Source organism: Halogranum amylolyticum (genome assembly GCF_900110465.1).
Classification (GTDB): Archaea; Halobacteriota; Halobacteria; order Halobacteriales; family Haloferacaceae; genus Halogranum; species Halogranum amylolyticum.
The window spans coordinates 172,476-193,665 of the sequence record NZ_FODV01000003.1 but is presented as its reverse complement, the minus strand read 5'-3'; the positions used below and the strand labels follow the sequence as shown (position 1 = coordinate 193,665).

Sequence of the window (21,190 nt, the reverse complement as noted above, 5' to 3'; positions counted from 1 at the left end):
GGCCAGATAACTGGTAATGAGCGAACTCGAGTCGGAGTATCGCCTCGATTACTTCGAGGAGAACGACTTCGTGCGAAAGGAGTGTCCCTCCTGCGGGGCGAACTTCTGGACGCGCGACCACGATCGAGAGACGTGCGGTGAGCCACCGTGTGACGACTACAGTTTCATCGACGACCCCGGGTTCGACGAGGCCTACACGATGGAAGAGATGCGGGAGGCGTTCCTCTCCTTCTTCGAGGACAACGACCACACTCGAATCGACCCGTACCCGGTCGCCGCCAACCGCTGGCGTGACGACGTGCTCCTGACGCAGGCGTCGATCTACGACTTCCAGCCGCTCGTCACCTCGGGCGAGACGCCGCCGCCAGCGAACCCGCTCTGTATCTCTCAGCCGTGCATCCGGATGCAGGACATCGACAACGTCGGCCGGACGGGCCGACACACGATGGCGTTCGAGATGATGGCCCATCACGCGTTCAACGCCCGCGAGGAAGCCGAAGACGAGTACGCCTACGAGGGAGAGGTCTACTGGAAGAACGACACCGTCCGCTACTGCGACGAGCTGTTCGAGTCGATGGGCGCGAACCTCGACGAGATCGTCTACATCGAGGACCCGTGGGTCGGCGGCGGCAACGCCGGCCCCGCCATCGAGGTCATCTACAAGGGGGCCGAACTGGCGACGCTCGTCTTCATGTCGCTGAAGCAGGACCCCGAGGGCGAGTACGAACTGAAGGACGGCAACCGCTACTCGCCGATGGACACGTACATCGTCGACACCGGCTACGGGCTGGAACGGTGGACGTGGATGAGTCAGGGGACGCCGACCGTCTACGAGGCGGTCTACCCCGAGATGATCGCCTTCCTCAAGGAGAACGCGGGCATCGAACACTCCGAGGACGAGGAACGGCTCATCCACCGCGCCGCGAAACTCGCCGGTCACATGGACATCGACGAGGCCGAGGACATGGACGTCGCCCGCGACAACATCGCGGACAAACTCGACGTCAACGTCAGCGAACTGACGACGCTGATGCGGCCGCTGGAGGACATTTACGCCATCGCGGACCACTGCCGCGCGCTCGCGTACATGTTCGGCGACGGTATCGTCCCCTCGAACGTCGGCACGGGCTATCTCGCCCGCATGGTGCTGCGCCGGACGAAGCGCCTCGTCGACAACGTCGGCATCGACGCGCCGCTCGACGAACTCGTCGACATGCAGGCGAAGCGCCTCGACTACGACAACCGCGACACCATCCGCGACATCGTCCGCACCGAGGAGGCGAAGTACCGCAAGACGCTCGAACGCGGCAGCCGCCGCATCGAGCAACTCGCCGACGAGTACGCCGGGACGGGCGAGACCATCCCCACTGACGAACTGCTCGAACTGTACGACTCCCACGGCATCCAGCCGGACATGGTCAAAGAGATCGCCGAGGAGCGCGGGGCCGAGGTCGACGTCCCGGACGACTTCTACTCGCTCGTGGCGGCCCGCCACGACACCGAGCAGGCGTTCGAGGACAGAGAACGGAGCGACGACCGGCTGTCGGAGCTTCCCGACACCGAGAAGCTCTACTACGAGGACCAACAGCGCACGGAGTTCGAGGCGGTCATCCTCGACGTCTTCGAGCGCGACGAGGGGTACGACGTCGTCCTCGATCAGACGATGTTCTACCCCGAGGGCGGCGGCCAACCCGCCGACAAGGGGTCGCTGACCAGCGAAGACCTGACGGCCGAGGTCACGGACGTCCAGATCCGTGACGGCGTCGTCCTCCACCGGACTGACCGCGACCCCGGTAAGGGCGAGTTCGTCCGCGGCCAGGTCGACGTGAAGCGTCGCCGTCAGCTGATGCGACACCACACGGCGACGCACGTCGTCGGCTACGCCGCTCGACAGGTGCTCGGCGACCACATCCGACAGGCCGGCGCCCAGAAGGGGACGACCAGCTCCCGGTTCGACATCACCCACTACGAGCGCATCACGCGCGAGGAGGTCAAGGAGATCGAGCGCGTCGCCAACGAGATCGTGATGGAGAACCATCCGGTGAAACAGGAGTGGCCCCACCGCCACGAAGCCGAGGAGAAACACGGCTTCGACCTCTATCAGGGTGGGATCCCGCCGGGGACCAACATCCGGCTCATCCACGTCGCCGACGACGTGCAGGCTTGCGGTGGTACGCACGTCAAGCGGACGGGCGACATCGGTTGTGTCAAAGTGCTGACTACCGAGCCCGTTCAGGACGGCATCGAGCGCATCGTCTTCGCGGCTGGCGACGCCGCCCTCTCGGCGACCCAGCGGACCGAAGACGCGCTGTACGACGCCGCCGAGGTGCTCGACGTGACGCCGCAGGAGGTGCCGGACACCGCCGAGCGCTTCTTCACCGAGTGGAAGGAGCGCGGCAAGACCATCGACCGCCTCAAGAGCGAACTCGCGGAGGCGCGCGCGGCAGCCGGCGGCGACGAGATCGACATCGACGGCACGCCCGTCGTCGTCCAGCGACTCGACGGCGACACCGACGAGCTCCGGAAGATGGCCAACGCCTTCGTCGACGAGGGGAAGGTCGCCGTCCTCGGCAGCGCCGACGGTGGCAGCGCCACGTTCGTCGTCGGCGTCCCCGACGACGTCGACCTCAACGCCGGCGACCTCGTCGGCCAGCTCGCCGGGAAGGTCGGCGGCGGCGGCGGCGGCCCCGCAGACTTCGCACAGGGTGGCGGCCCCGACGTCGACAAACTCGACGACGCGCTCGCGGAGGCGCCGGACCTGTTGAAGAGCGTGTTGAACGCGTAAGTCCGGAGCGACCTCGTCCGCGCGACCCTTCGTGGTCGCGGACACGCTGTCGTGGAGGTGCGGCCTGAGACGACGTCACACAGACGACCCTCGGGGGTCGCAGACGCGCCGTCTCGAACCCGCTTTCCTCTCCCGGTCTTGCGTTCGTTTTCAGTCTCTGGGAACTGCTTTCCAGTTATACGTGGTCGGCGGCACGACACTCACATGTGAGGTGACGACTGATGGCGACAACACGGACGACGACGCGGGCGACGACCGACTGGTTCGGTGACGCAGTCGAGTTCGACTACGCGGAGGGTGTCGCAGGTTACGTGACGGTGCTCGTCCGTCTCGTGACCGGGTGGTGGTTCTTCCACGCCGGGTTCGGGAAACTGACGGGGCCGGAGCCGTTCGACGCCGCCGGGTGGCTGGTCCAGGGGACGCAAGGTGCGCCTATCCACGGTCTTCTCGCGTGGGCGGGTCAGACGCCGCTGCTCCTGGAGTTCACGAACCTCGCGGTTCCGGTCGGTGAACTGCTCATCGGCCTCGGACTGTTGGTCGGAGCGCTCACCCGACTCGCGGCGTTCTTCGGCGGCGTCCTGATGGTGTTGTTCTACCTGGGCAACGCCGACTGGGCACACGGCTACGTCAACGGCGACCTGTTCGGACTGCTGATGTTCGTCGTCGGCGGCGTCTTCGCCGCGGGCCGCATCTTCGGGGTCGACGGCTACCTGGAGGAGACCGAGTTCGTCCGGAAGCGGCCGAAACTCCGGTATCTGCTCGGGTGACTCCCCGGCGCTCTCCGTCCGCGTTCGACGAGGACCGACCGAACCGGTGGGTTGAACCGATTTCTTCGAGTACATCCTCCCATGCCAACTGCACGCAACGGCGACGTCTCGCTCTTCTACGACACCGACGGCGAGGGCGAGACCGTCGCGTTCGTCGGCGACGTCGGTTACGGGGCCTGGCAGTGGGGGTGGCAGCACGCCGCGGTCGCCGGCCCGTACGAGAGCCTCGTGATGAATGTTCGCGGGACCGGGCAGTCCGACACCCCCGACGGTCCGTACACGGTCGGCGAACTCGCACAGGATCTCGAAGTCGTCCTCGCGGACCACGGCGCCCGCAAAGCGCATCTCGTCGGTGCCGGCTTGGGCGGGATGGTCGCGCTGCAGACCGCGCTGTCCTCGTCGCGGGCGAAGAGTCTGACGCTCGTCGGCACCGCGGCCTCCGGCGGCGACCTCGACCTCTCGCCGCTCTACGGCGTGCCGACGAACCCGCCGGAGCTCCGCGCCTCCCTGGACGCAGCGCTCTCGCGGGCGTTCTTCGAGGAGCAACCGGACGTCGTCGACCAGATCGTCGCGTGGCGGCGCGAGGAAGACGCGACGAAGCCTGCGTGGGAAGCGCAGTCCGCCGCAGTCGAGGGGTTCGACGCCACCGACCGACTGTACGAGGTGACGACGCCGGCGCTCGTGCTCCACGGCTCGGAAGACGCCGTCTGGCCGGTCGAACGCGGTCGCGAACTGGCCGAGGGACTCCCGCGAGGGTCGTTTAACCTCGTCGACGGTGCGGCACATCTCGCCCACGTCGAGCACTCGCGGGTCGTCAACGATCTGTTACTCGACTTCCTCGCCGAACAGAGCGAGTGACAGAAGGCGAAGATATCAGCGACAGACGGTCGTCATCGGAGCCGACGGACGGTTCGCAGAGACCGGCAGAAACCCGCGCCGAACGCAAGGCATTTTCCCACCCATCTCCTGTCGGGACACAATGAGACGACTACGTGTGGCTTTTCTCGATGCGTCACACAACGACCCGACCACGAGACGAAACTTCAGACGCGAACTCGACGCCGATCTCGTCGAGTTCGACGCCAGCGGTGGACAGCTCCCCGACCACTACGACTTCGACGCCGTCGTCGTCAGCGGGTCGAGTTCCTCGGTCTACTGGGACGACGAGTGGATCGCCGACCTCGTCGACTGGGTCGCCGAGGCGGCCGACCGCGATCTTCCCATCCTGGGCGTCTGTTTCGGCCATCAGATTGTGGCGGCGGCGCTCGGCGGCACCGTCGAGGGTATGGGGTCGTTCGAACTCGGCTACACCGAGGTCGAACACACCGGCGACGACCCGCTGTTCGAGGGCGTCGGCGACCGCTTCACCGTCTTCACGAGTCACGGCGACAGCGTGACCGACCTCCCGCCGGGTGCTCACCCCATCGCCGAGAACGAATACGGCAACCACGGGTTCCGGAAAGGTCACTGCTTCGGCGTCCAGTTCCACCCCGAGTACGACACGGCGACCGCCGAGAAAATCACCGAGAGCAAGGGAGAGTTCCTCGGCGACGACCGTATCCAGTCGGTGCTCGACGGCATCACGCCGGCGAACTACGAGGCGGCCTGCGAGGCGAAACAGCTGTTCGACAACTTCGTGCAGTACGCACAGCGGGTTCGCGACGAGTCGAAGGCGGCGGCGTAGAAGCAGGCGACGCTTGCGAACGCTTTTCACTGAACCGCGCCGAGAGTCGTTCATGCTCGATTACGTAGAACTGGAGGCCGACCTCGACGCCGAGGAGCGACTGATCCGTGACACCGCCCGCGAGTTCGTCGCAGAGGAGGTCCGCCCGGAGATCGGCGACCACTATCTGGAGGGGACGTTCCCGACGGAACTCATCCCAGAGATGGGAGAGCTGGGATTCTACGCGCCGAATCTCGACGGCTACGGACTCCCGAACGTCAGCGAGACGGCCTACGGCCTCTTGATGCAGGAACTGGAGGCCTGCGACTCGGGACTGCGGTCGATGGCGAGCGTGCAGGGTGCGCTCGTGATGTACCCCATCCACGCCTTCGGGAGCGACGAGCAGAAGGAGACGTGGCTGCCGAAACTCGGGGCCGGCGAGGCCGTCGGCTGTTTCGGCCTCACGGAACCGGAACACGGGTCGGACCCCTCGTCGATGGAGACGCGGGCCGAACGCGACGGCGACAGCTACGTTCTCAACGGGTCGAAGACGTGGATCACCAACTCGCCTATCGCCGACGTCGCCGTCGTCTGGGCGCGCGACACGTCGGCCGATGAGAGGCCCATCCGGGGGTTCCTCGTCGAGACCGACCGCGACGGCGTCTCGACGAACGAGATCCACGAGAAACTCTCGCTTCGTGCCTCCATCACGGGCGAGATCGGTCTCGACGATGTCGTCGTCCCGAAGGAGAACGTCCTCCCCGGTGTCACCGGGATGAAGGGACCGCTCTCCTGTCTCACGCAGGCCCGGTTCGGTATCGCGTGGGGTGCCGTCGGTGCCGCCCGCGACTGTTTCGAGACGGCTCGCGACTACGCGACCGACCGCGAGCAGTTCGGCGGCCCGATCGCACGCTTCCAGCTCCAACAGGAGAAGCTCGCGGAGATGGCGACCCAGATCACGACCGCCCAACTGCTCGCGCACCGACTCGCCGAACTGAAAGAGCGCGGCGATCTCCGCCCGCAGCAGGTGTCGATGGCCAAGCGCAACAACGTCCGGATGGCCCGCGACCAGGCCCGCGTCGCCCGGGAGATGCTCGGCGGCAACGGTATCACGGTCGACTATCCGCCGATGCGCCATCTCTCGAACATGGAGACCGTCTACACCTACGAGGGGACCCACGACATCCACACGCTGGTGCTCGGACAGGATCTGACCGGGTTCTCGGCGTTCGAGTAAGCGTCGACGTCTGCCGGTCGGACCGTCTCTGCCGACACGCTTTCTGGTGTTGTGCGTGTTCGATGCCAACATGACTCGTGATTAAAAGTATACGGTCCGTACGTGTGACTGGAGGAACAACCGCATGACCGAAACGGCCCACGGCGACCCGGTGACCCTCGACCTCTCGCCCGAAGAGGCGTGGGTGTTGCACACGGCCGTTCTCGCTGCCGTCGAGCGCGCAGTGGAGAACGACCAGAGCGTCGACTGTCGAGTGAACCTCCTGGAGACGGTCGAAGGTGAGCGCGTGTTCACACCGGACGAACTCCAGTCGCTTCGAACCGCGCTCCAGACTTACTTCGGTGACGCCCCCGACCGTGACCGCGAGACGGCCATCTCGGTGCTCGCCGCTGTCGACGCGGCGCTCGGGTGACGCGGGCCGTCTCGTCGCCCCGTCTCGTCTTCACAGCGAGTCGCGTCGGAGGATCTTCCCCCACAGCGCGCGCCGGTCGGCCGTCCATCGGTAGAGCCGTTCTCGTCGTTTCGCGTACCCCGGCACTCCCCGAAGGAGTTCGAACGTCTGCCGCGCCGTCGGATCGAGTCGCGCCAGGACCTGTTCTGTCGCCTCGCCGCAGGAGTACACGTCGCCGTCGACGAGGAGATGCACACAGCTCTCGTAGTTCGCCGGAAGCCGGACCTTCTCGGCTCGCGTCAACTCCGAGAACCCGACGAGTTCGAACTCGCCGTGGCGGTCTGCGAAGGCCGCAGCCCACGTACAGAACCCACAGTCGTCATCGTAGACGATGCGCGGTGTCGTCTCCGTCGTCTCTTGTCGCTCCTCGTCGGTCGCCTGACGCGTCATGACTGACTGTTGGGGCTGGCTGGGCAAAAGCCCCGCTCTTCGGCGGCCCTCCCTCACTCCTCGCCGTCCCAGTAGTCGACGTCGTCGTCGAGGCGATAGTACCCCTGGAGCGTCCGCGGGTCGTCGCTCCCCGGCGGCGATCCCGCGAAGACGCCGAGTTTCCCGGAGTCGGGGTAGACCGACACGTCCGGTTCGCTCATCGTCGAGACGGCGAGATACCGCAACGTCTCCTCGCCGTCGTTGACGACGCGGTGGCCGCCCTCCTCGCCGACGGGAAGCGCGACGTAGTCACCAGCGCGGAGCGGATGCGTCCCGTCGTCCGCTCGGAGTGTTCCCTCGCCGTCGAGCACGTAGAGCGCCTCCTCGTTGCCGGTGTGGTAGTGGTACGGCCACGACTTCGAACCCGACGGGAGCTCGTAGAGGCTACAGCCGAGTCGCTCGCTCCCGGCGGCCGCACCCAGCTTCTTCCGTCGGAACCGCGTCTCGCCGTGGTCGGTCTCGCTCCACTCGAGGTCGGACTCGTTCGTCTTCGACATGATGGCGAGTCGACGCCGTCCAGCTTGAACGCTCCGTCGATCCATCGCCCGCTTTCGATTCTTTTTACCGCGTCCTCGCTGGAGAGTCACCAATGGCTATCGACCCGAACTTCGAGCAGAGCCGCGAGCAGGTGGGCGAGGAAAACGGGGTCACGGTCTGGGGACCCGTCGACCCGCCGGAGCAGTTGGGCATCCACGGGACGCACGTCGCCGTCGACTACGACATCTGCATCGCCGACGGCGTCTGTCTCGAGAACTGCCCGGTCGACGTGTTCACCTGGGTCGACACGCCCGACCACCCCGAGAGCGACCGGAAGGTCGAACCAACCCGCGAGGATCAGTGCATCGACTGTATGCTCTGTGTCGACGTCTGCCCGGTCGACGCCATCGACGTCGACGCGAGTCGGTAGTTCAGTCGACGCGAGTCACCGGTACTATCGACGCGAGTCGCCGGCGTCGACGTGCCACTCGTCGTCTCCGAGGTCACCGGACCGCCGCTCTCTCGCCCATCCGCCGTCGTCACCCCTTTCGAGAGTTGTTTTCGACGACTGCGCCAGACGAACTTTGTCCGACCGAGAAGTGCGCTCACGTGGTGATCCGACCACCACACTCCCCGACGACACGAAGCGAGCGACGAACGTTTCTGAGAGCTCTCGCCGGTCTCACCGCTCTCGGCGGGGCCGCCTCCGTCTTCGCCGGGACTGCGACCGCCCACTTCCCGGCTGACCTCGACGTCTCCGTCGCGCCGTTCCGTGGCGACGGCCCGCTCCCACGACACGACCGTGGACAGGTCCGCGTCGCCGTCACCAACGTCGACGACGTCGTGGCGACCGCCGACGCGACGCGTTACCGGTTCGGTGCACCCGACGTCGTCGCCGACGGTGGCGGTGCCGAGGCGACACGAGCGTGCCGCATCCGCGACGTCGACGACGACGGGCGTAACGACCTCGTGCTCCGGTTCCCCTTCGCCGATGCCGGCTTCTCGGGCGAGGAGGAACGGGCCGAACTCCGGTGGGACCGCGACGAGAGTCGGGAGCACGGACTCTCCGGGGTCGACGACGTCTCGTTCCGCTGTCGTCGCGAGCGGTGACACGGTCGGGTGGGCGCCGAGTTACCCACCGGTGGACGGTTCCGGGTCCCGTTTCGGCGGATACCTTCTTGGTCGTGCCGAGAGAAGTGCGTACGCAATGACCTCTCAGGAAGTCACCGATCTGCTGAAGAAGGCGTACGGCGACGAGATCGAGACCGTCATGAACTACATGACGAACTCTATCGTCCTCGACGGTATCCACGCCGAGGAGATCAAAGAGTCCCTGCAGGCGGACATCCAAGAGGAACTCGACCACGCCCAGATGATCGGCCAGCGCCTGAAACAACTCGACGAACGCCCGCCGGGGTCGGCCGACTTCACCGCCCACCAGGACAGCCTCCAGCCGCCGGAGGACACCACGAACGTGCTCTCGGTGATCGACGGCGTGCTCGACGCCGAGGAAGACGCCATCGAGACCTACCGTTCGCTCGTCGACGCAGCGGAAGAGGCCGGCGACCCCGTCACCGAAGATCTCGCGGTGACCATCCTCGCCGACGAGGAGGCCCACCGCACGGAGTTCCGCGGGTTCAAGAAAGAGTACGACGACAGTTAACTCGCCGCTTCCCTCGACACTCGATTTTTCGGCCGTCGCGTCCTCCGCTCGACTCAGTCGTCGGCAGTCGCGGGTCCGCCGGCGGCTCCGCCCGAGTCGCTCGTCCCGGCATGGGCGCGAGCGTCTCTCGCCTCGAACGCCTCGACGAGCAGTTCCGTGATGTCGACGATCTCGACGTCGTCCTCGAAGTCGCCGGTCTTCCGTCCGTCCTCGTACATCGTTCCGCACATCGGGCAGGCGACGACGAACTTCTCGACTGCCGCCCCCGCGTCGGTGTCCTCCAGCGCCTCGCGGAGTCGCTCCTCGCTGGGTTTCGACTCCTCTTCGAGGTCCATCCAGAGGCCGCCGCCGCCACCGCCACAGCAGAACGAGTCGTCGCGGTTCCGCGGCATCTCTGCGAGATCGACGCCCGTCGCGCGGATGACCTCGCGCGGCGCCTCGTACTCGCCGTTGTACCGACCGAGATGACACGGATCGTGGTAGGTGACGTCGTAGTCGAGTTCGGTGCCGTCGAGCCCTAACCGTCCCGCGTTCACCAGCTCTTCGACCACTTGCGTGTAGTGGTAGACCGGGTAGTCGAAGTCGTCGACCATCTCGGGGTACTCGTTCGTGAACGTGTTGTACGAGTGGGGGTCCGTACAGACGATCTTCTCGAACTCGCACTGCTCGAAGGCGGCGGCGTTGTCCTCGACGAGCATCTCGTAGAGACCTTCTTCGCCGACCCGGCGGACGTCGTTGCCGTCGTGTTTCTCGTCCTCGTAGAGAATGCCGTAGGAGACGTCCGCCTCGTGGAGGACGCGGGCCATCGAGCGGGCGACGCGCTGGTTGCGCTCGTCGTAGGAGGGGTAGTCGCCGACGTACCAGAGGAACTCCACCGCCTCCTCGCGGGCGTCGGGCACCTCGAACTCCAGTTCGTCGGTCCAGTCGCCGCGCTTGCGCTCGGGTTCGCCGAACGTGTTGCCGTTCTGGAAGACGTTCATCATCGTCTCCTGGACCGACTCCTTCATCTGACCGGTCTCGGTCAGCCGGCGGTTCATCTCCGTGAAGTGGTTCAGGTGCTCGATTTCGACCGGACAGGCGTCCATGCAGGCCATACAGGCCATACAGGACTCCATCGTCTCCGAGTCGACGACCGACGTCCCGCCGTCGGCGACGATGTCGATCGACTCGGTGCGGCCGGCGTCGCGGTCGTCGCGGTACTGCTTCAGGTCGAGGATGACGTCGCGCGGGTCGAGCGGCCGACCCGAGGCCTTCGCCGGGCAGACGGCCGAACACCGGCCGCACTTCGTGCAGGCGTCCATGTCGAGCATCTGCTTCCACGAGAAGTCCTCGACGGACGTGTAGCCGATGTCGTCGGGTGCGAGATCCGCCGGGACGCCCGGAAGACGCTGACCGGCTTTCTCGTCGCGGGTGACGACGTTGGCGAACGAGGAGATCATGTGGAACGGTTTGGCGTAGGGGACGAGTGCGACGAACCCGAGTGCGAGCAGTGCGTGGGACCACCAGCCCCACCAGTAGAGCGTCTCGGCCTGCCCGGCGGACATCCCGGCGGCGTCGAAGACGAGCGCGCCGAAGTAGCCGACGAAGCTCACCGTCTCGAAGGAGGGAAAGCCGGTGCCGACGATGCGGAGCGCCTCGATCACGTAGCCGCCGACGCCGAGCAGGAACAGGGTCCAGATGAACGCGTCGTCCTCCAGCGACGTGTGTTTGCCCCACAGCCGGTGGTTACGGACGATGTAGCGGCGGTAGATCGCCATGCCGACGCCGACGACGAACAGCAACCCCATCGCGTCCATCACCAGCGAGTAGGAGAGATAGAAATCGCCGACGAAGAACGACTGCTCCTCGCCGGTCAGCAGCGCCGTGAGGAGGCGATAGCCGTCGATGTCGATGCCGAGGATGGTCGTCCCGATGAGCAGGGTGAGAAAGCCCCAGAGGATAAAGGCGTGCATGATGCCGCCGTACAGGTCCCGGTCGAACTGTTTCTCGTTCGAGAGCACTATCTTGGCCGAGGAGACGATCCGAGTGCCGACGTCGTCCAACCGCTCGAACCAGTCGTCGGTCCCTCTCGTGTACCGGGCGAACCGCTCGTAAACGCCGTAGAGGAAGACGAGGACGGCGGCGGCCGCGAGGAAGTAGAACGCGGCCTTGCCGACCGGACCGATAGTCCAGAACGTTTCCCGCGTGACTGTCGATTGCAGGAATATCATACTCAATCACCCGAATAGTGAACGGTTAAATCTTGTCACCGGACGCGGGTCGGCTCACCCACTCGCCCCCTCGCAGCACCAGAGTTCAGAGCAGCGCGCCGGCCGCAAGAACTGCCGCCAGCGCAACTGCCGGTGCGTCGAGTCGCGAGAACCGTAGCTCCGGAAGCGTCGGGTTCCACGCCAGACAGCGCGCCTGCAGCGCGAGTGCGAGCGTGTCCGCCCGGCGAAACGCGCGGTTCAGCCCTGCCGTCGCGACCAACTGCATCCGCTCTCGCACCGGTCGTTCGTCACCGAGGCGGGCAGCCATCGCCTCACGGACGCGCGCGAGGTCCGACTGGAGTACCGGCAGAAAGCGGAAGACGAGCGCGACGCCCATCCCGAGAAACTGCCCCGCTCTCCCCGGTATCGTGTGCTGGATGGCCGCCCGCGACTGCCGCGGCGACGTGGTCCGCACGTAGATCGCGCTGACGAGTAGCGCGAGGACGACCCGGTAGCTGGCGAGAGCGGTCTGGGCGGCTTCGCTCACGACGAACCACGGCGCGCCGAGCGTCGCCCCGGCGACGAGCGGACCGGCGACGAGGAGCGGCAGGGCGTAGCGGAACTCCCAGAGCGTCGTCCGCAGCGACACCCGCGAGAGCGCGAGCATCCCCCCGGTCAGGAGGGTGAGAACTGCGAGACTGCGCGGCGTCGTGTGGGCGAACGCGGCCGCGACGAAGGTGATCTGGAGGAGGAGTTTCGTCCGCGGGTCGAGGCGGTGGGCGAGCGTGTCGCCGGGCGTGTAGGTCAACATCGGTGTCGGTCAGAGTCAGTCGTGGTCGGGTCCGGGGTCGAGGACGTCGCGGGCGTTCTCGCAGACGGCAGCGACCGAGTCGGGGACGCGAACGTTCAGTCCGGCCAGTTCGTCGAGTGCGCGCTCGGGGTCGGCGTCGACGGCGACGCGGCCGTCGGCCATCGCCACCACCCGGTCGGCGAGCGCGACGACGTCCCGCAGGTCGTGTGTGACGACGACGACGCCCGTCCCCCCGGTGTGGAGTGCTTCGAGGCGGTCGAGCACCGAGCGACGGGCCGGTTCGTCCAGACCGGTGAACGGCTCGTCGAGCACGAGGTGGTCCGGTTCCATCGCCAGCGCGCCGGCGACGGCGACGCGCTCGCGTTCGCCCCCGGAGAGTTCGTGGACGCTCTCGTCCGCCCGCCCGTCGAGGTTGACCGCGGCCAGCGCCGCCGAGACGCGGCGGTCGATCTCTTCGCGGGAGAGACCGAGGTTCTCCGGGCCGAAGGCGACGTCGCCGCCGACCGTGGCGGCGACGAGTTGGTCGCGCGGGTCCTGAAACACCATCCCGACGGCGGTGCGAGCGGCGACGAGGTCGTCGCCGACGGGGACGTCGTTGACGAGCACGTCGCCCTCGTCGGGGTCTAACAGGCCGTTGAAGTGGCGGACGAGCGTCGTCTTGCCGGAGCCGTTGGCGCCGACGAGGACGAGGAACTCGCCGTCGGGAACCGTCAGCGAGACGTCGTCGACGGCGACCGTGTCGCCGTAGCGATGGGTGAGGTTGCGGGTTCGGATCATCGTCTCCTCCTCATCGTTTCTCTCAGTCGTCTACGCCGCCGCGATGGCGTCCGAGCGGACGATGCCGACGGCGGCGGCGATCTTGAACGCCTCGGCAGGGATGAACGCGGCCGCTCCGGCCATGAACGCCTCGACGGGGCCGAGTCCGAGGATCAGCATCAGTCCGGCGATGCCGAACGCGTAGATGACGACCGTTCCGAGCACCATCGCGCCGACGAGCACCGGGACGCTGGTGTCGCGGTAGTCGCCGAGCGACCCCCGATGGACGACGAGTCCGACGACGGCGGCGGCGACGGGGTACGACCAGAGGTAGCCCAGCGTCGGTTCAGCGAGGAGGACGCCGAGTCCCGACGCCCCGCCGGCGAAGACGGGCGCGCCGACGGCACCCGCTGCCAGATAGAGCAACAGCGCGGCGGCGCCCCACAGCGGACCGAGCATGATGCCCGCGAGGAAGACGCCCAGCACCTGCAGGGTTATCGGCGCCGGTGAGAGGGGGTTCGGGAAGGAGACGAAGGCGAACGCGCCCATGAGCGCGGCGAACAGCACCGCACGGGCGAGGTTGCCGACGGCTTCGTCGCCGACCAGTTCGACGGAGTCGGTCGAGGTTTCCATACCCCTCCTCGTGTGTAAACTGTGTTGAACGCTTTGGTTGACGTGAACCCTCCCGTTGCCCCAACCAGTTTGGGAACAGGCTTTAGTACGTCCACAGAGTGTAATCCGTACCAATGGACGAGAAGACTGCTGAACTCCGTGACATCTTCATCGACACCACGGGGTCGGACACGGTGACCGAGAGTCAGGAGGAGGCTCGCGGGTCGCTCACCGAGACCGGCGGACAGACCGACGTACGGGTCGCAGAGATCGTCGGGACGATGCGTGAGAAGTACACGTTCGTCTCGGGACTCGACGACGACGACCTCCACACGGTCGTCGAGCGGTTCTACGAGGACGAGTCGGACGCCGACATCGCCACGGCAGTCGGCGTCGACGAAGACACCGTCTTCGACGCGCGGATGGACCTCCACCTCGTACGCGAGACCGACCGCGATGCCCCCGTCGACCTCGACGAACTGCGCCGACTGCTCGTCGAGGAGACGTCAATCGAGGAGCGGGCCGCCGCCCTCGGCACCGACGAGACGGTCGTCTCTCACTACAGCGAGATCGTCGAGGCCGACCTCGAGTCCACGCGGGCGAACGACCGCTTCCGCGACGAGTTCGAGGAACTGTTCACGGACTCGGCGCTCACGAACCGCATGGCGAGCGACGCCCGCGAGGACGGTCTCCGCGAAGCGACCGAGGATCTCGAGACCGACGTCTCGTTCTGACTACATTCTTTCGACGTGTCCGTTCCCGTGAGCGACGCGTCTCTCGGTCGACGAGACTCGACTGCGCACTTGCTCGTCGGCTCGCCGACTCGCCGACTCGTTTCTCGACGCCACTGACTCCGTCGTCTCGGCAGTCGGTGCGACGGTTCAAGTGTGATGCCGCGACCATTCCGTCCCGTGTCTTCACACGTACCGTTCAGCGACCTCGCTCACGCGGCGTACTGTCCGCGACAGCTCTACTACGCTCGACGGGACGACGACCGAGGCCCCCCGGCCGACGTCGCCGAACGTCGCTCGCTCGCCTTTCGCTACCGCGAGCTCCGGGACGCCGACGACGCGACGCTCTCGGAGCTCCCCGTCAACGTCACTCCCGAGGAGTACCGGACGGCGCTCGACCGACTCGCCACCCGCGACGACTTCGACGCCCTCTGTGACCCCGCCGACCGCGACGTGCTCCTGACCGGGAAGGACTGCCGCGGCGTCGTCCACAAACTGCTCGGGGACGACGCGGAGCAGCCACCGGTGCCGGTGCTCGTCTCGCCCGGCGACCCGCCCGCCCGAGGCGTCTGGGAACCGCAGGCGGTGCGAGCCGTCGCGGCGGCGAAGGCGCTGTCGTGGGTGCGCCGCCGGGAGGTTCCGCGAGCCGTCGTCGAGTACCCCACCCACGGCGTCGTGCGGACGGTCCGACTGACGACGCGGAAGAAGGCGGCCTATCGCCTCGCGCTCCGGACGGTTCGAGGGTTGGACGGGCCACCGCCGCGACTCCGCGGGAGCGACAAGTGCGACAGCTGCGAGTACCGCGGTCAGTGTGGGGTGAAGACCCGTTCGTTGCGATCGCTGCTGGGGTTGTAGCCGTCGTGGTCGAGCGGTCGGCGAGGGAGTCGAGTCTGTCGCTCGGACCGTCGATGACTCGGACCGTCAGGTGTGGTCGGCCAACCACGCCTCGATCTCGTCTGCCGACGCGCCCCGGCGGTGGACGACGCCCGACCCGGGGTCGACGACGGTGCTCTCGGTGCCGGGCGCCTCGCCGCCGTCGACGACGGCCCCGACGCCCTCGCGGATGCGCTCGTCGAGGTCGGCAAGTTGAGTGACGCTCGGCGACCCGCTGACGTTGGCGCTCGTCGCCGTCAGCGGCCCGGTCTCCGAGAGCAACTCGCGGGCGATCTCGTGGTCGGGGACGCGGACACCGACGCGACGCTTCCCGGAGGTGAGCACGTCGGGAACCTGCTCGCTGCGCTCGACGACCACCGTGACGGGACCGGGGAGGAACTCGCGCATGAACGCCTCCTCGGTCGGCGTCGGGTAGGTGTACTGGAGCGCGGTGTCGACGTCGGCGACGCCGAGCGAGAGCGGTTTGTCGTGGCTCCGTCGCTTCAGTTCGAAGACGCGCTCGATCGCTTCGGCGTCGAGTGCGTCCGCTCCGAGTCCGTACACCGTCTCCGTCGGGTAGACGACCGCCTCGCCGCGTGCCACGGCGTCGACGGCCGCACTGACGTCCGCTCGCATAGCTGTCTGTGGGTGCCGTACCCTCGAAAAAGCTCTGAATCCGTCGACGACGATCCGGTGTTACACGTTCGACTGGACGGCGTCTTCGACCTCGTCGTAGTCGGGGAACTCCGGCCACTCGCTGGCGACCCACGCGTACTGGACGGTTCGATCCTCGTCGAGGAGGAAGATCGCCGGTCGGGGTTCGCGGATGCCCGCCATTCCGTCGAGTTCGTGGTCGATGCCGTACTCGCGGGCGACCTCGGCGCTCGGATCCGAGAAGAGCCGGTAGCTCATCTCTCGCTCGCCGATGAACCGCTTGTGCGTGTAGGGGTCGGAGATCGAACAGCCGACGACGGTGACGTGTTCACCCAACTCGCGGTCGCGGAGTTCGTTCCAGACGTACGTCGAAGGGAACGCGCCGTCCATCGGGTGGAAGACGAGCAGCACTGGTCCCTCGTCGGTGAGTTCCGAGAGCGCGACGTTCTGCCAGTACTCGCCGTTGACGAGCGGGCGGACGAAGTCGGGGGCGGTCTCGCCGACGTCTACGTGGTCGGTCTCCTCGAGTTCGACCACGTCGAAATCCACCATCAGGCGGCCCCTCCGTAGGTCTTCTCGAGATAGTCGACGATGTTGGCCGACTCCGACATCGTCACGCCGGTGTTCTCGTCGACGATGGCGGGGACGCTTCGTTTGCCACTGAGACGCTTGACGACGTTCCGGTCGGAGTGCATCGGTTCGACGAACCGCGAGCGGTAGTCGAGGTCGTACTCCTGTAGTTTCCGCACGACGCGTTCGCAGTAGGGACACGCCTGAAGCCGGTAGAGCGTGATCGGTGGCTGGTCGTCCGACATGGACGACTCTTGGGTCGTTTCCCGCCTAAGCCCTTCGCTCGCGGGGATCCGTGTCGGGGGTCGACGACCGCTCGATCCGCGCGAGCGGGTCTCTGAGGGTAACTCTTAATCCGTACCCCCGTCAAGATGAGGTGTTACATGGGTTTGCCGCTGCCAGTCATCACTCTCGCCGCCTCCGGGCTCGTCGCGCAACTGCTGCAGGCGTTGCCGACCGACGACCGCTCTATCACGATCGCTGGCGTCGTCGCCATCACCATCCTCATCGGTCTCTCGGCGTTCTTCTCCTCGTCGGAGATCGCGATGTTCTCCCTCGCTAAGCATCGCGTCGACTCGCTCGTCAACGAGGGTGTCCCCGGTGCCGAGGCAGTCAAAGACCTGAAAGAGGACCCGCACCGACTGCTCGTCACCATCCTCGTCGGCAACAACATCGTCAACATCGCGATGTCGGCGCTGGCGACGGGGCTGCTCGCGGTGCTGGACTTCTCGCCGGGACAGTCCGTGCTCATCTCCACGCTGGGCATCACGACGCTCGTCCTGCTGTTCGGCGAGAGCGCGCCGAAGTCCTACGCGGTCGAGAACACCGAGTCGTGGGCGCTGCGGATCGCCCGCCCGCTGAAGATCTCCGAGTACGTCCTCCTGCCGCTCGTCGTCGTCTTCGACTACCTCACCCGCGTCATCAACAAAGTGACCGGTGGCCGGTCGGCGATCGAGACCTCGTATGTCACCCGTGACGAGATCCAGAACATGATTCAGACGGGCGAGCGCGAGGGGGTCATCGAGGAGGACGAACGCGAGATGCTCCAGCGCATCTTCCGGTTCAACTCCACCATCGCCAAGGAGGTGATGACGCCGCGTCTCGACATGACCGCCGTCCCGAAGGACGCCACCATCGACGAGGCCATCGAGACCTGTGTCCAGTCGGACCACGAGCGCATCCCCGTCTACGACGGTAACCTCGACAACATCATCGGCATCGTCAACGTCCGCGATCTCGTCCGCCAGAAGTACTACGGTGAGGGCGAGGGGACGCTCGTCGACACCGTCCAACCGACGCTGCACGTCCCCGAGTCGAAGAACGTCGACGAACTACTGGCCGAGATCCAGGACAACCGGATGCAGATGGTCATCGTCATCGACGAGTTCGGGACGACGGAGGGGCTCATCACGCTCGAAGACATGGTTGAGGAGATCGTCGGCGACATCCTCGAGGGCGACGAGGAAGAGCCGTTCGAACTCGTCGACGACGACACCACGCTCGTCCGCGGCGAGGTCAACATCGACGAGGTCAACGAGATGCTCGGACTCGATCTGCCGGAGGGCGAGGAGTTCGAGACGCTCGCAGGGTTCGTCTTCAACCGTGCGGGCCGCCTCGTCGAGGAGGGCGAGGAGATCGCCTACGACAACGTGCTCATCCGCATCGAACAGGTCGACAACACGCGCATCATGAAGGCCCGCATCACCAAACAGGAGCTCGAGGAGGCCGACGTCGAGGAGGAGGAGGAGCCCGAAGCGGAAGTCGAGAGCGGGAACTGACGCGACCGGGTAACTCACCCAGCGCTACGCCTCCGACTTCGTGGTGACCGACGACGACGGAGGGACGCACATCGGCGACGGCTCCACCCCGGAGGACTACTTCTGCAACGGCGAACCGATCTGACGACGCGAGTCGGCCGTCGGGTGAGCGGACGCTCCACGAGCGGGCGTACGTCGCCGCGGGCCAGCGGGTCGAGTCGCGAGAGCGCTCGACGCCCACGGACCGCTGCCGTCAGACGAGCGCGTCGGCGCCGACGAACACGGCGTAGCTCACTCCGAGCGCCAGCACTAACGAGCCGACCCACGCGAGCACCGTGTAGAACATCTTCTGCCGACTGACGCCCGCGCCGCCGGCGGCGTACCCGCTGCCGACGATGGCCGAGACGATGATCTCGTTGAACGAGACGGGGACGCCGAGGGCAACCGCGGCCTGCGCGATGGCGAAGGAGGGGATGAGCGCCGCGATCGAGCGGCGGGGACCGAGCGAGGAGTAGTCCTGCGCCAGCGCCTTGATCATCCGCGGTGCACCCGTCCACGAGCCGACGAGCAGGCCGACGCCACCGCCGACGAGCAGCGCCGTGAGCGGGATGGTGACCTCCTCCAGCAGCGGGACGAGCGGGCCGATGGCGAGGCCGACCTGACTCCCCCCGGCGGAGAAGGCGACGAGCCCCCCGAGCGCGAGCAGGAAGCGCCGTTGCCCGCGGGCCTCGTCTCGCCGCATCTCGTAGGCCAATGCACCGGTCGCGAGAGAGGCGAGAAGCAGCATCGCGGCGATGGGACCGGCGTCGACGCCGGCGACGACCGGGAGCGGAATCCGGGCACCGACGATCTGCGCGATGGAGCGTGGACCTGCTGCCCCTCCGAGGAGCGCGAACTGGATGGTCGCCACGAGCACACCGACGACGCCGCCGAGCAGTGGGACAGCCACCCGTTCCGGGACGCGCTGGCTCCGGAGCGTCCGGGCCGTCGCGTAGGCGATGCCGCCGCCGACGAAGGGGGTGAGCACCCACAGCGTCGCGATCTGTTGGTACTTCGCCCACGCAGGGTCGCCGCCGAGCGCCAACCCGACGCCCACGACGGCTCCCGTGACCGTGAACGCGGTGGCGATCGGGTAGCCGGTGAAGACGCCGATCGCGACGAGACCCGCCGCGGTGAGCAACCCGACGACGGCAGCCGTCGCCGTCAGCGACTGGCCGACGATGAGTTCGGTGCCGACGGCGTTGGTGACGTTCTGTCCCTGGAGGACGGCCCCGAAAAAGCCGAGGAGGCCGACGACGAAGCCGGCCCGCATCACCGAGATGGCGTTCGCACCGACTGCGGGGGCGAACGGCGTCGACCCCGAGGAGCCGGCACCGATGGCCCACGCCATGAACAGACTGGCGAGTGCGGCGACGCCGAACGTGCCGAGCGTGACGACGTCGACCATCAGCGTCCGCCTCCGTGCTCGAATTGTCCGTTCACCGTCGTCGACGCGGTCCGTCGCATCCGCACGTCAGTTCCCACGGCGACCCCGGTCGTACCCCTCGCGGAGCCCCGTCAACGTCCGTCTGACGAACAGATACGAGAAGAAGACGAACACCAACATGACGATCAGGAGACCAGTGAAGACGGGGTTCTGGGCGAGAAAGTCGACAACCCCCTGCAGCACGAGCGAAGACATGTCCGCTCCTTCCGGCGGACGCTCCAAAGCCGTTTCGGCGAGAGGGGGAACACTCATACTGCCACGTCGGGAATCCGCGACCGATGGCCGACCTCCTGCCCTCCACGTCCGACGTCGCAGGTCCCGGCAGCGACGATCCGCGCGTCGTCGGCCTCGACAGCGACGCCGCCGACGATCTGCTGTCTGCGCTCTCCTCGCGAACCGCCCGCCGTATCCTCGCGGAACTCCACGAGGAGCCGGCCTCGCCGGCGGCGCTCGCCGACCGCATCGAGTCCTCGCTGCAGAACACCCAGTACCACCTCGAGCGACTCGAGGACGCGGGTCTCGTCGAGGTCGGCGACACCGTCTACTCCGAGAAGGGCCGCGAGATGAAGGTGTACGTCCCGGCGGACAGAGCGCTCGTCGTCGTCGCCGGCCGCGAGGAGGAGACGACGGGTCTGAAGGCGACGCTCCGCCGACTGCTCGGTGGGGTGGGCGTGCTCGGCGTCGCCAGTCTCGTCGTCGACCGTGTACTCGGTGGGCCGACGACGCGACTGTTCGCGACTGGCGGTGCCGACGGCGGTGGCGCGGGTGGGGGGATGGACGGCGGCGCGGCACCCACGAGCGGCGACGCCGGGAGCGGATCCGGTGGGAACGCGAGCGGCGACGCGGGCGGAACGCCGACGTCGTCGGCCGACGTCGACTACCAGAGCGGGAACGCGACGGTCACCGAGGACGCAGTCGAGACGACCCGTACGGCAGGAGACGCCGCGTCGACCGCGGAGCCGACGGCCGCCCCGACGTCGACGCAGGTAGCCGAGTCGACGGAGACGGCTGCCGACAGCGTCCGCTCGACGCCGACGCCGACACTGGACGCAGAGACGACCCGCACGGCGACGGAGACCGCCGTCGACGCGGTCGACCCGACGATGGTGGATGCGCTGGCGGCGTCGCCCGGTCTCATCTTCTTCCTAGGGGGACTGACGGCACTCCTGTTCGTGCTCGCGGCACGATCGGCTAGTAGGTAAAACAGTTCTTTGAGCCTACCAAGTGTATTTGATAGCAGACGACATAGCTACGGCTGCGACCGCCCGCTTCGGCCCTC

The 21,190-nt window shown here is 66.9% G+C and carries 24 protein-coding genes; 13 read left to right on the top strand and 11 right to left on the bottom strand.

What is annotated here, in order from left to right:
- Window positions 1–16 precede the first annotated feature (16 nt).
- The 6 genes from alaS to BSG17_RS06945 all read left to right on the top strand — a co-directional run bounded on the left by alaS (window position 17) and on the right by BSG17_RS06945 (window position 6,864).
- A complete protein-coding gene (gene alaS, locus BSG17_RS06970; protein WP_089822414.1) occupies window positions 17–2,785 on the top strand; it encodes an alanine--tRNA ligase in 2,769 nt (922 codons plus the stop codon).
- Window positions 2,786–3,006: 221 nt separating this feature from the next.
- The gene (locus tag BSG17_RS06965) at window positions 3,007–3,552 is read left to right on the top strand and encodes a DoxX family membrane protein (RefSeq protein ID WP_089822412.1); all 546 of its coding nucleotides are present in this window, start codon (window positions 3,007–3,009) and stop codon (window positions 3,550–3,552) included.
- Window positions 3,553–3,633: 81 nt separating this feature from the next.
- Complete coding sequence (locus BSG17_RS06960) at window positions 3,634–4,410, top strand: alpha/beta fold hydrolase (protein ID WP_089822410.1); 777 nt, start codon at window positions 3,634–3,636, stop codon at window positions 4,408–4,410.
- A 121-nt stretch (window positions 4,411–4,531) separates the two neighbouring features.
- Window positions 4,532–5,236, top strand: a complete 705-nt coding sequence (locus tag BSG17_RS06955; RefSeq protein ID WP_089822409.1) for a type 1 glutamine amidotransferase — start codon at window positions 4,532–4,534, stop codon at window positions 5,234–5,236.
- Between the two features lie 52 nt (window positions 5,237–5,288).
- Window positions 5,289–6,452: an acyl-CoA dehydrogenase family protein gene (locus BSG17_RS06950; protein ID WP_089822407.1), complete on the top strand. Its 1,164-nt coding sequence runs from the start codon at window positions 5,289–5,291 to the stop codon at window positions 6,450–6,452.
- A gap of 124 nt (window positions 6,453–6,576) precedes the next feature.
- Window positions 6,577–6,864: a DUF7853 family protein gene (locus BSG17_RS06945; RefSeq protein WP_089822405.1), complete on the top strand. Its 288-nt coding sequence runs from the start codon at window positions 6,577–6,579 to the stop codon at window positions 6,862–6,864.
- A 30-nt stretch (window positions 6,865–6,894) separates the two neighbouring features.
- Here BSG17_RS06945 and BSG17_RS06940 read toward each other — a convergent pair whose 3' ends face one another.
- On the bottom strand, window positions 6,895–7,293 hold the full coding sequence (locus tag BSG17_RS06940; protein WP_089822403.1) for a DCC1-like thiol-disulfide oxidoreductase family protein: 399 nt from the start codon (window positions 7,291–7,293) through the stop codon (window positions 6,895–6,897).
- Between the two features lie 53 nt (window positions 7,294–7,346).
- Window positions 7,347–7,829 carry a cupin domain-containing protein gene (locus BSG17_RS06935; RefSeq protein WP_089823023.1) on the bottom strand — a complete coding sequence of 161 codons (483 nt, stop codon included), beginning with the start codon at window positions 7,827–7,829 and terminating at the stop codon, window positions 7,347–7,349.
- A 92-nt stretch (window positions 7,830–7,921) separates the two neighbouring features.
- Here BSG17_RS06935 and BSG17_RS06930 point away from each other — a divergent pair, with 92 nt between their 5' ends.
- From BSG17_RS06930 to BSG17_RS06920, 3 genes are all read left to right on the top strand, one after another.
- The gene (locus BSG17_RS06930) at window positions 7,922–8,239 is read left to right on the top strand and encodes a 4Fe-4S dicluster domain-containing protein (protein ID WP_089822401.1); all 318 of its coding nucleotides are present in this window, start codon (window positions 7,922–7,924) and stop codon (window positions 8,237–8,239) included.
- Between the two features lie 182 nt (window positions 8,240–8,421).
- Window positions 8,422–8,919, top strand: coding sequence for a hypothetical protein (locus BSG17_RS06925; protein ID WP_139246560.1), 498 nt, complete (start codon window positions 8,422–8,424; stop codon window positions 8,917–8,919).
- Between the two features lie 97 nt (window positions 8,920–9,016).
- Window positions 9,017–9,472, top strand: a complete 456-nt coding sequence (locus tag BSG17_RS06920) for a ferritin-like domain-containing protein (protein WP_089822397.1) — start codon at window positions 9,017–9,019, stop codon at window positions 9,470–9,472.
- 53 nt (window positions 9,473–9,525) lie between these two features.
- Here BSG17_RS06920 and BSG17_RS06915 read toward each other — a convergent pair whose 3' ends face one another.
- The 4 genes from BSG17_RS06915 to BSG17_RS06900 all read right to left on the bottom strand — a co-directional run bounded on the left by BSG17_RS06915 (window position 9,526) and on the right by BSG17_RS06900 (window position 13,861).
- Entirely contained in the window at window positions 9,526–11,682 is a 2,157-nt protein-coding gene (locus BSG17_RS06915; protein ID WP_089822395.1) for a heterodisulfide reductase-related iron-sulfur binding cluster, read from the bottom strand.
- 85 nt (window positions 11,683–11,767) lie between these two features.
- A complete protein-coding gene (locus tag BSG17_RS06910; protein WP_089822393.1) occupies window positions 11,768–12,472 on the bottom strand; it encodes an energy-coupling factor transporter transmembrane component T family protein in 705 nt (234 codons plus the stop codon).
- Window positions 12,473–12,487: 15 nt separating this feature from the next.
- Window positions 12,488–13,249, bottom strand: a complete 762-nt coding sequence (locus tag BSG17_RS06905; protein WP_089822391.1) for an energy-coupling factor ABC transporter ATP-binding protein — start codon at window positions 13,247–13,249, stop codon at window positions 12,488–12,490.
- Window positions 13,250–13,279: 30 nt separating this feature from the next.
- Entirely contained in the window at window positions 13,280–13,861 is a 582-nt protein-coding gene (locus BSG17_RS06900; protein ID WP_089822389.1) for a biotin transporter BioY, read from the bottom strand.
- A gap of 113 nt (window positions 13,862–13,974) precedes the next feature.
- On the opposite strand from BSG17_RS06900, the gene BSG17_RS06895 reads away from it, so the two are divergent.
- The gene (locus BSG17_RS06895; RefSeq protein ID WP_089822387.1) at window positions 13,975–14,574 is read left to right on the top strand and encodes a conditioned medium-induced protein 4; all 600 of its coding nucleotides are present in this window, start codon (window positions 13,975–13,977) and stop codon (window positions 14,572–14,574) included.
- Between the two features lie 177 nt (window positions 14,575–14,751).
- Window positions 14,752–15,426, top strand: a complete 675-nt coding sequence (locus tag BSG17_RS06890) for a CRISPR-associated protein Cas4 (protein WP_089822385.1) — start codon at window positions 14,752–14,754, stop codon at window positions 15,424–15,426.
- 66 nt (window positions 15,427–15,492) lie between these two features.
- Here BSG17_RS06890 and BSG17_RS06885 read toward each other — a convergent pair whose 3' ends face one another.
- The 3 genes from BSG17_RS06885 to BSG17_RS06875 are packed head-to-tail and all read right to left on the bottom strand — an operon-like array spanning window position 15,493 to window position 16,913.
- Complete coding sequence (locus BSG17_RS06885; RefSeq protein WP_089822383.1) at window positions 15,493–16,080, bottom strand: L-threonylcarbamoyladenylate synthase; 588 nt, start codon at window positions 16,078–16,080, stop codon at window positions 15,493–15,495.
- A 60-nt stretch (window positions 16,081–16,140) separates the two neighbouring features.
- The gene (locus BSG17_RS06880) at window positions 16,141–16,650 is read right to left on the bottom strand and encodes a redoxin domain-containing protein (RefSeq protein ID WP_089822382.1); all 510 of its coding nucleotides are present in this window, start codon (window positions 16,648–16,650) and stop codon (window positions 16,141–16,143) included.
- The gene (locus tag BSG17_RS06875) at window positions 16,650–16,913 is read right to left on the bottom strand and encodes a glutathione S-transferase N-terminal domain-containing protein (protein WP_089822380.1); all 264 of its coding nucleotides are present in this window, start codon (window positions 16,911–16,913) and stop codon (window positions 16,650–16,652) included. Before BSG17_RS06875 ends, BSG17_RS06880 begins: the two co-directional genes overlap by 1 nt.
- 138 nt (window positions 16,914–17,051) lie before the next feature.
- Here BSG17_RS06875 and BSG17_RS06870 point away from each other — a divergent pair, with 138 nt between their 5' ends.
- On the top strand, window positions 17,052–18,446 hold the full coding sequence (locus tag BSG17_RS06870; protein ID WP_089822378.1) for a hemolysin family protein: 1,395 nt from the start codon (window positions 17,052–17,054) through the stop codon (window positions 18,444–18,446).
- 232 nt (window positions 18,447–18,678) lie between these two features.
- On the opposite strand, the gene BSG17_RS06865 is transcribed toward BSG17_RS06870, so the two are convergent.
- Entirely contained in the window at window positions 18,679–19,872 is a 1,194-nt protein-coding gene (locus BSG17_RS06865; protein WP_089822376.1) for an inorganic phosphate transporter, read from the bottom strand.
- 66 nt (window positions 19,873–19,938) lie between these two features.
- On the bottom strand, window positions 19,939–20,106 hold the full coding sequence (locus tag BSG17_RS25910) for a DUF7859 family protein (RefSeq protein ID WP_449271716.1): 168 nt from the start codon (window positions 20,104–20,106) through the stop codon (window positions 19,939–19,941).
- An 83-nt stretch (window positions 20,107–20,189) separates the two neighbouring features.
- Here BSG17_RS25910 and BSG17_RS06860 point away from each other — a divergent pair, with 83 nt between their 5' ends.
- Window positions 20,190–21,113, top strand: a complete 924-nt coding sequence (locus tag BSG17_RS06860) for an ArsR/SmtB family transcription factor (RefSeq protein ID WP_089822374.1) — start codon at window positions 20,190–20,192, stop codon at window positions 21,111–21,113.
- The last annotated feature ends 77 nt before the right edge of the window (window positions 21,114–21,190 follow it).

Excerpts from the sequence above, each read along its gene's own strand:
- BSG17_RS06910 (WP_089822393.1), bottom strand. The coding sequence starts at position 12,472 with ATGTTGACCTACACGCCCGGCGACACGCTCGCCCACCGCCTCGACCCG.
- BSG17_RS06900 (WP_089822389.1), bottom strand. The coding sequence starts at position 13,861 with ATGGAAACCTCGACCGACTCCGTCGAACTGGTCGGCGACGAAGCCGTC.
- BSG17_RS06920 (WP_089822397.1), top strand. The coding sequence starts at position 9,017 with ATGACCTCTCAGGAAGTCACCGATCTGCTGAAGAAGGCGTACGGCGAC.
- BSG17_RS06895 (WP_089822387.1), top strand. The coding sequence starts at position 13,975 with ATGGACGAGAAGACTGCTGAACTCCGTGACATCTTCATCGACACCACG.
- BSG17_RS06915 (WP_089822395.1), bottom strand. The coding sequence starts at position 11,682 with ATGATATTCCTGCAATCGACAGTCACGCGGGAAACGTTCTGGACTATC.
- BSG17_RS06905 (WP_089822391.1), bottom strand. The coding sequence starts at position 13,249 with ATGATCCGAACCCGCAACCTCACCCATCGCTACGGCGACACGGTCGCC.
- BSG17_RS06870 (WP_089822378.1), top strand. The coding sequence starts at position 17,052 with ATGGGTTTGCCGCTGCCAGTCATCACTCTCGCCGCCTCCGGGCTCGTC.
- BSG17_RS06885 (WP_089822383.1), bottom strand. The coding sequence starts at position 16,080 with ATGCGAGCGGACGTCAGTGCGGCCGTCGACGCCGTGGCACGCGGCGAG.
- BSG17_RS06930 (WP_089822401.1), top strand. The coding sequence starts at position 7,922 with ATGGCTATCGACCCGAACTTCGAGCAGAGCCGCGAGCAGGTGGGCGAG.
- BSG17_RS06940 (WP_089822403.1), bottom strand. The coding sequence starts at position 7,293 with ATGACGCGTCAGGCGACCGACGAGGAGCGACAAGAGACGACGGAGACG.
- BSG17_RS06965 (WP_089822412.1), top strand. The coding sequence starts at position 3,007 with ATGGCGACAACACGGACGACGACGCGGGCGACGACCGACTGGTTCGGT.
- BSG17_RS06950 (WP_089822407.1), top strand. The coding sequence starts at position 5,289 with ATGCTCGATTACGTAGAACTGGAGGCCGACCTCGACGCCGAGGAGCGA.
- BSG17_RS06860 (WP_089822374.1), top strand. The coding sequence starts at position 20,190 with ATGGCCGACCTCCTGCCCTCCACGTCCGACGTCGCAGGTCCCGGCAGC.
- BSG17_RS06865 (WP_089822376.1), bottom strand. The coding sequence starts at position 19,872 with ATGGTCGACGTCGTCACGCTCGGCACGTTCGGCGTCGCCGCACTCGCC.
- BSG17_RS06960 (WP_089822410.1), top strand. The coding sequence starts at position 3,634 with ATGCCAACTGCACGCAACGGCGACGTCTCGCTCTTCTACGACACCGAC.
- BSG17_RS06955 (WP_089822409.1), top strand. The coding sequence starts at position 4,532 with ATGAGACGACTACGTGTGGCTTTTCTCGATGCGTCACACAACGACCCG.
- BSG17_RS06935 (WP_089823023.1), bottom strand. The coding sequence starts at position 7,829 with ATGTCGAAGACGAACGAGTCCGACCTCGAGTGGAGCGAGACCGACCAC.
- alaS (WP_089822414.1), top strand. The coding sequence starts at position 17 with ATGAGCGAACTCGAGTCGGAGTATCGCCTCGATTACTTCGAGGAGAAC.
- BSG17_RS25910 (WP_449271716.1), bottom strand. The coding sequence starts at position 20,106 with ATGTCTTCGCTCGTGCTGCAGGGGGTTGTCGACTTTCTCGCCCAGAAC.
- BSG17_RS06880 (WP_089822382.1), bottom strand. The coding sequence starts at position 16,650 with ATGGTGGATTTCGACGTGGTCGAACTCGAGGAGACCGACCACGTAGAC.
- BSG17_RS06945 (WP_089822405.1), top strand. The coding sequence starts at position 6,577 with ATGACCGAAACGGCCCACGGCGACCCGGTGACCCTCGACCTCTCGCCC.
- BSG17_RS06875 (WP_089822380.1), bottom strand. The coding sequence starts at position 16,913 with ATGTCGGACGACCAGCCACCGATCACGCTCTACCGGCTTCAGGCGTGT.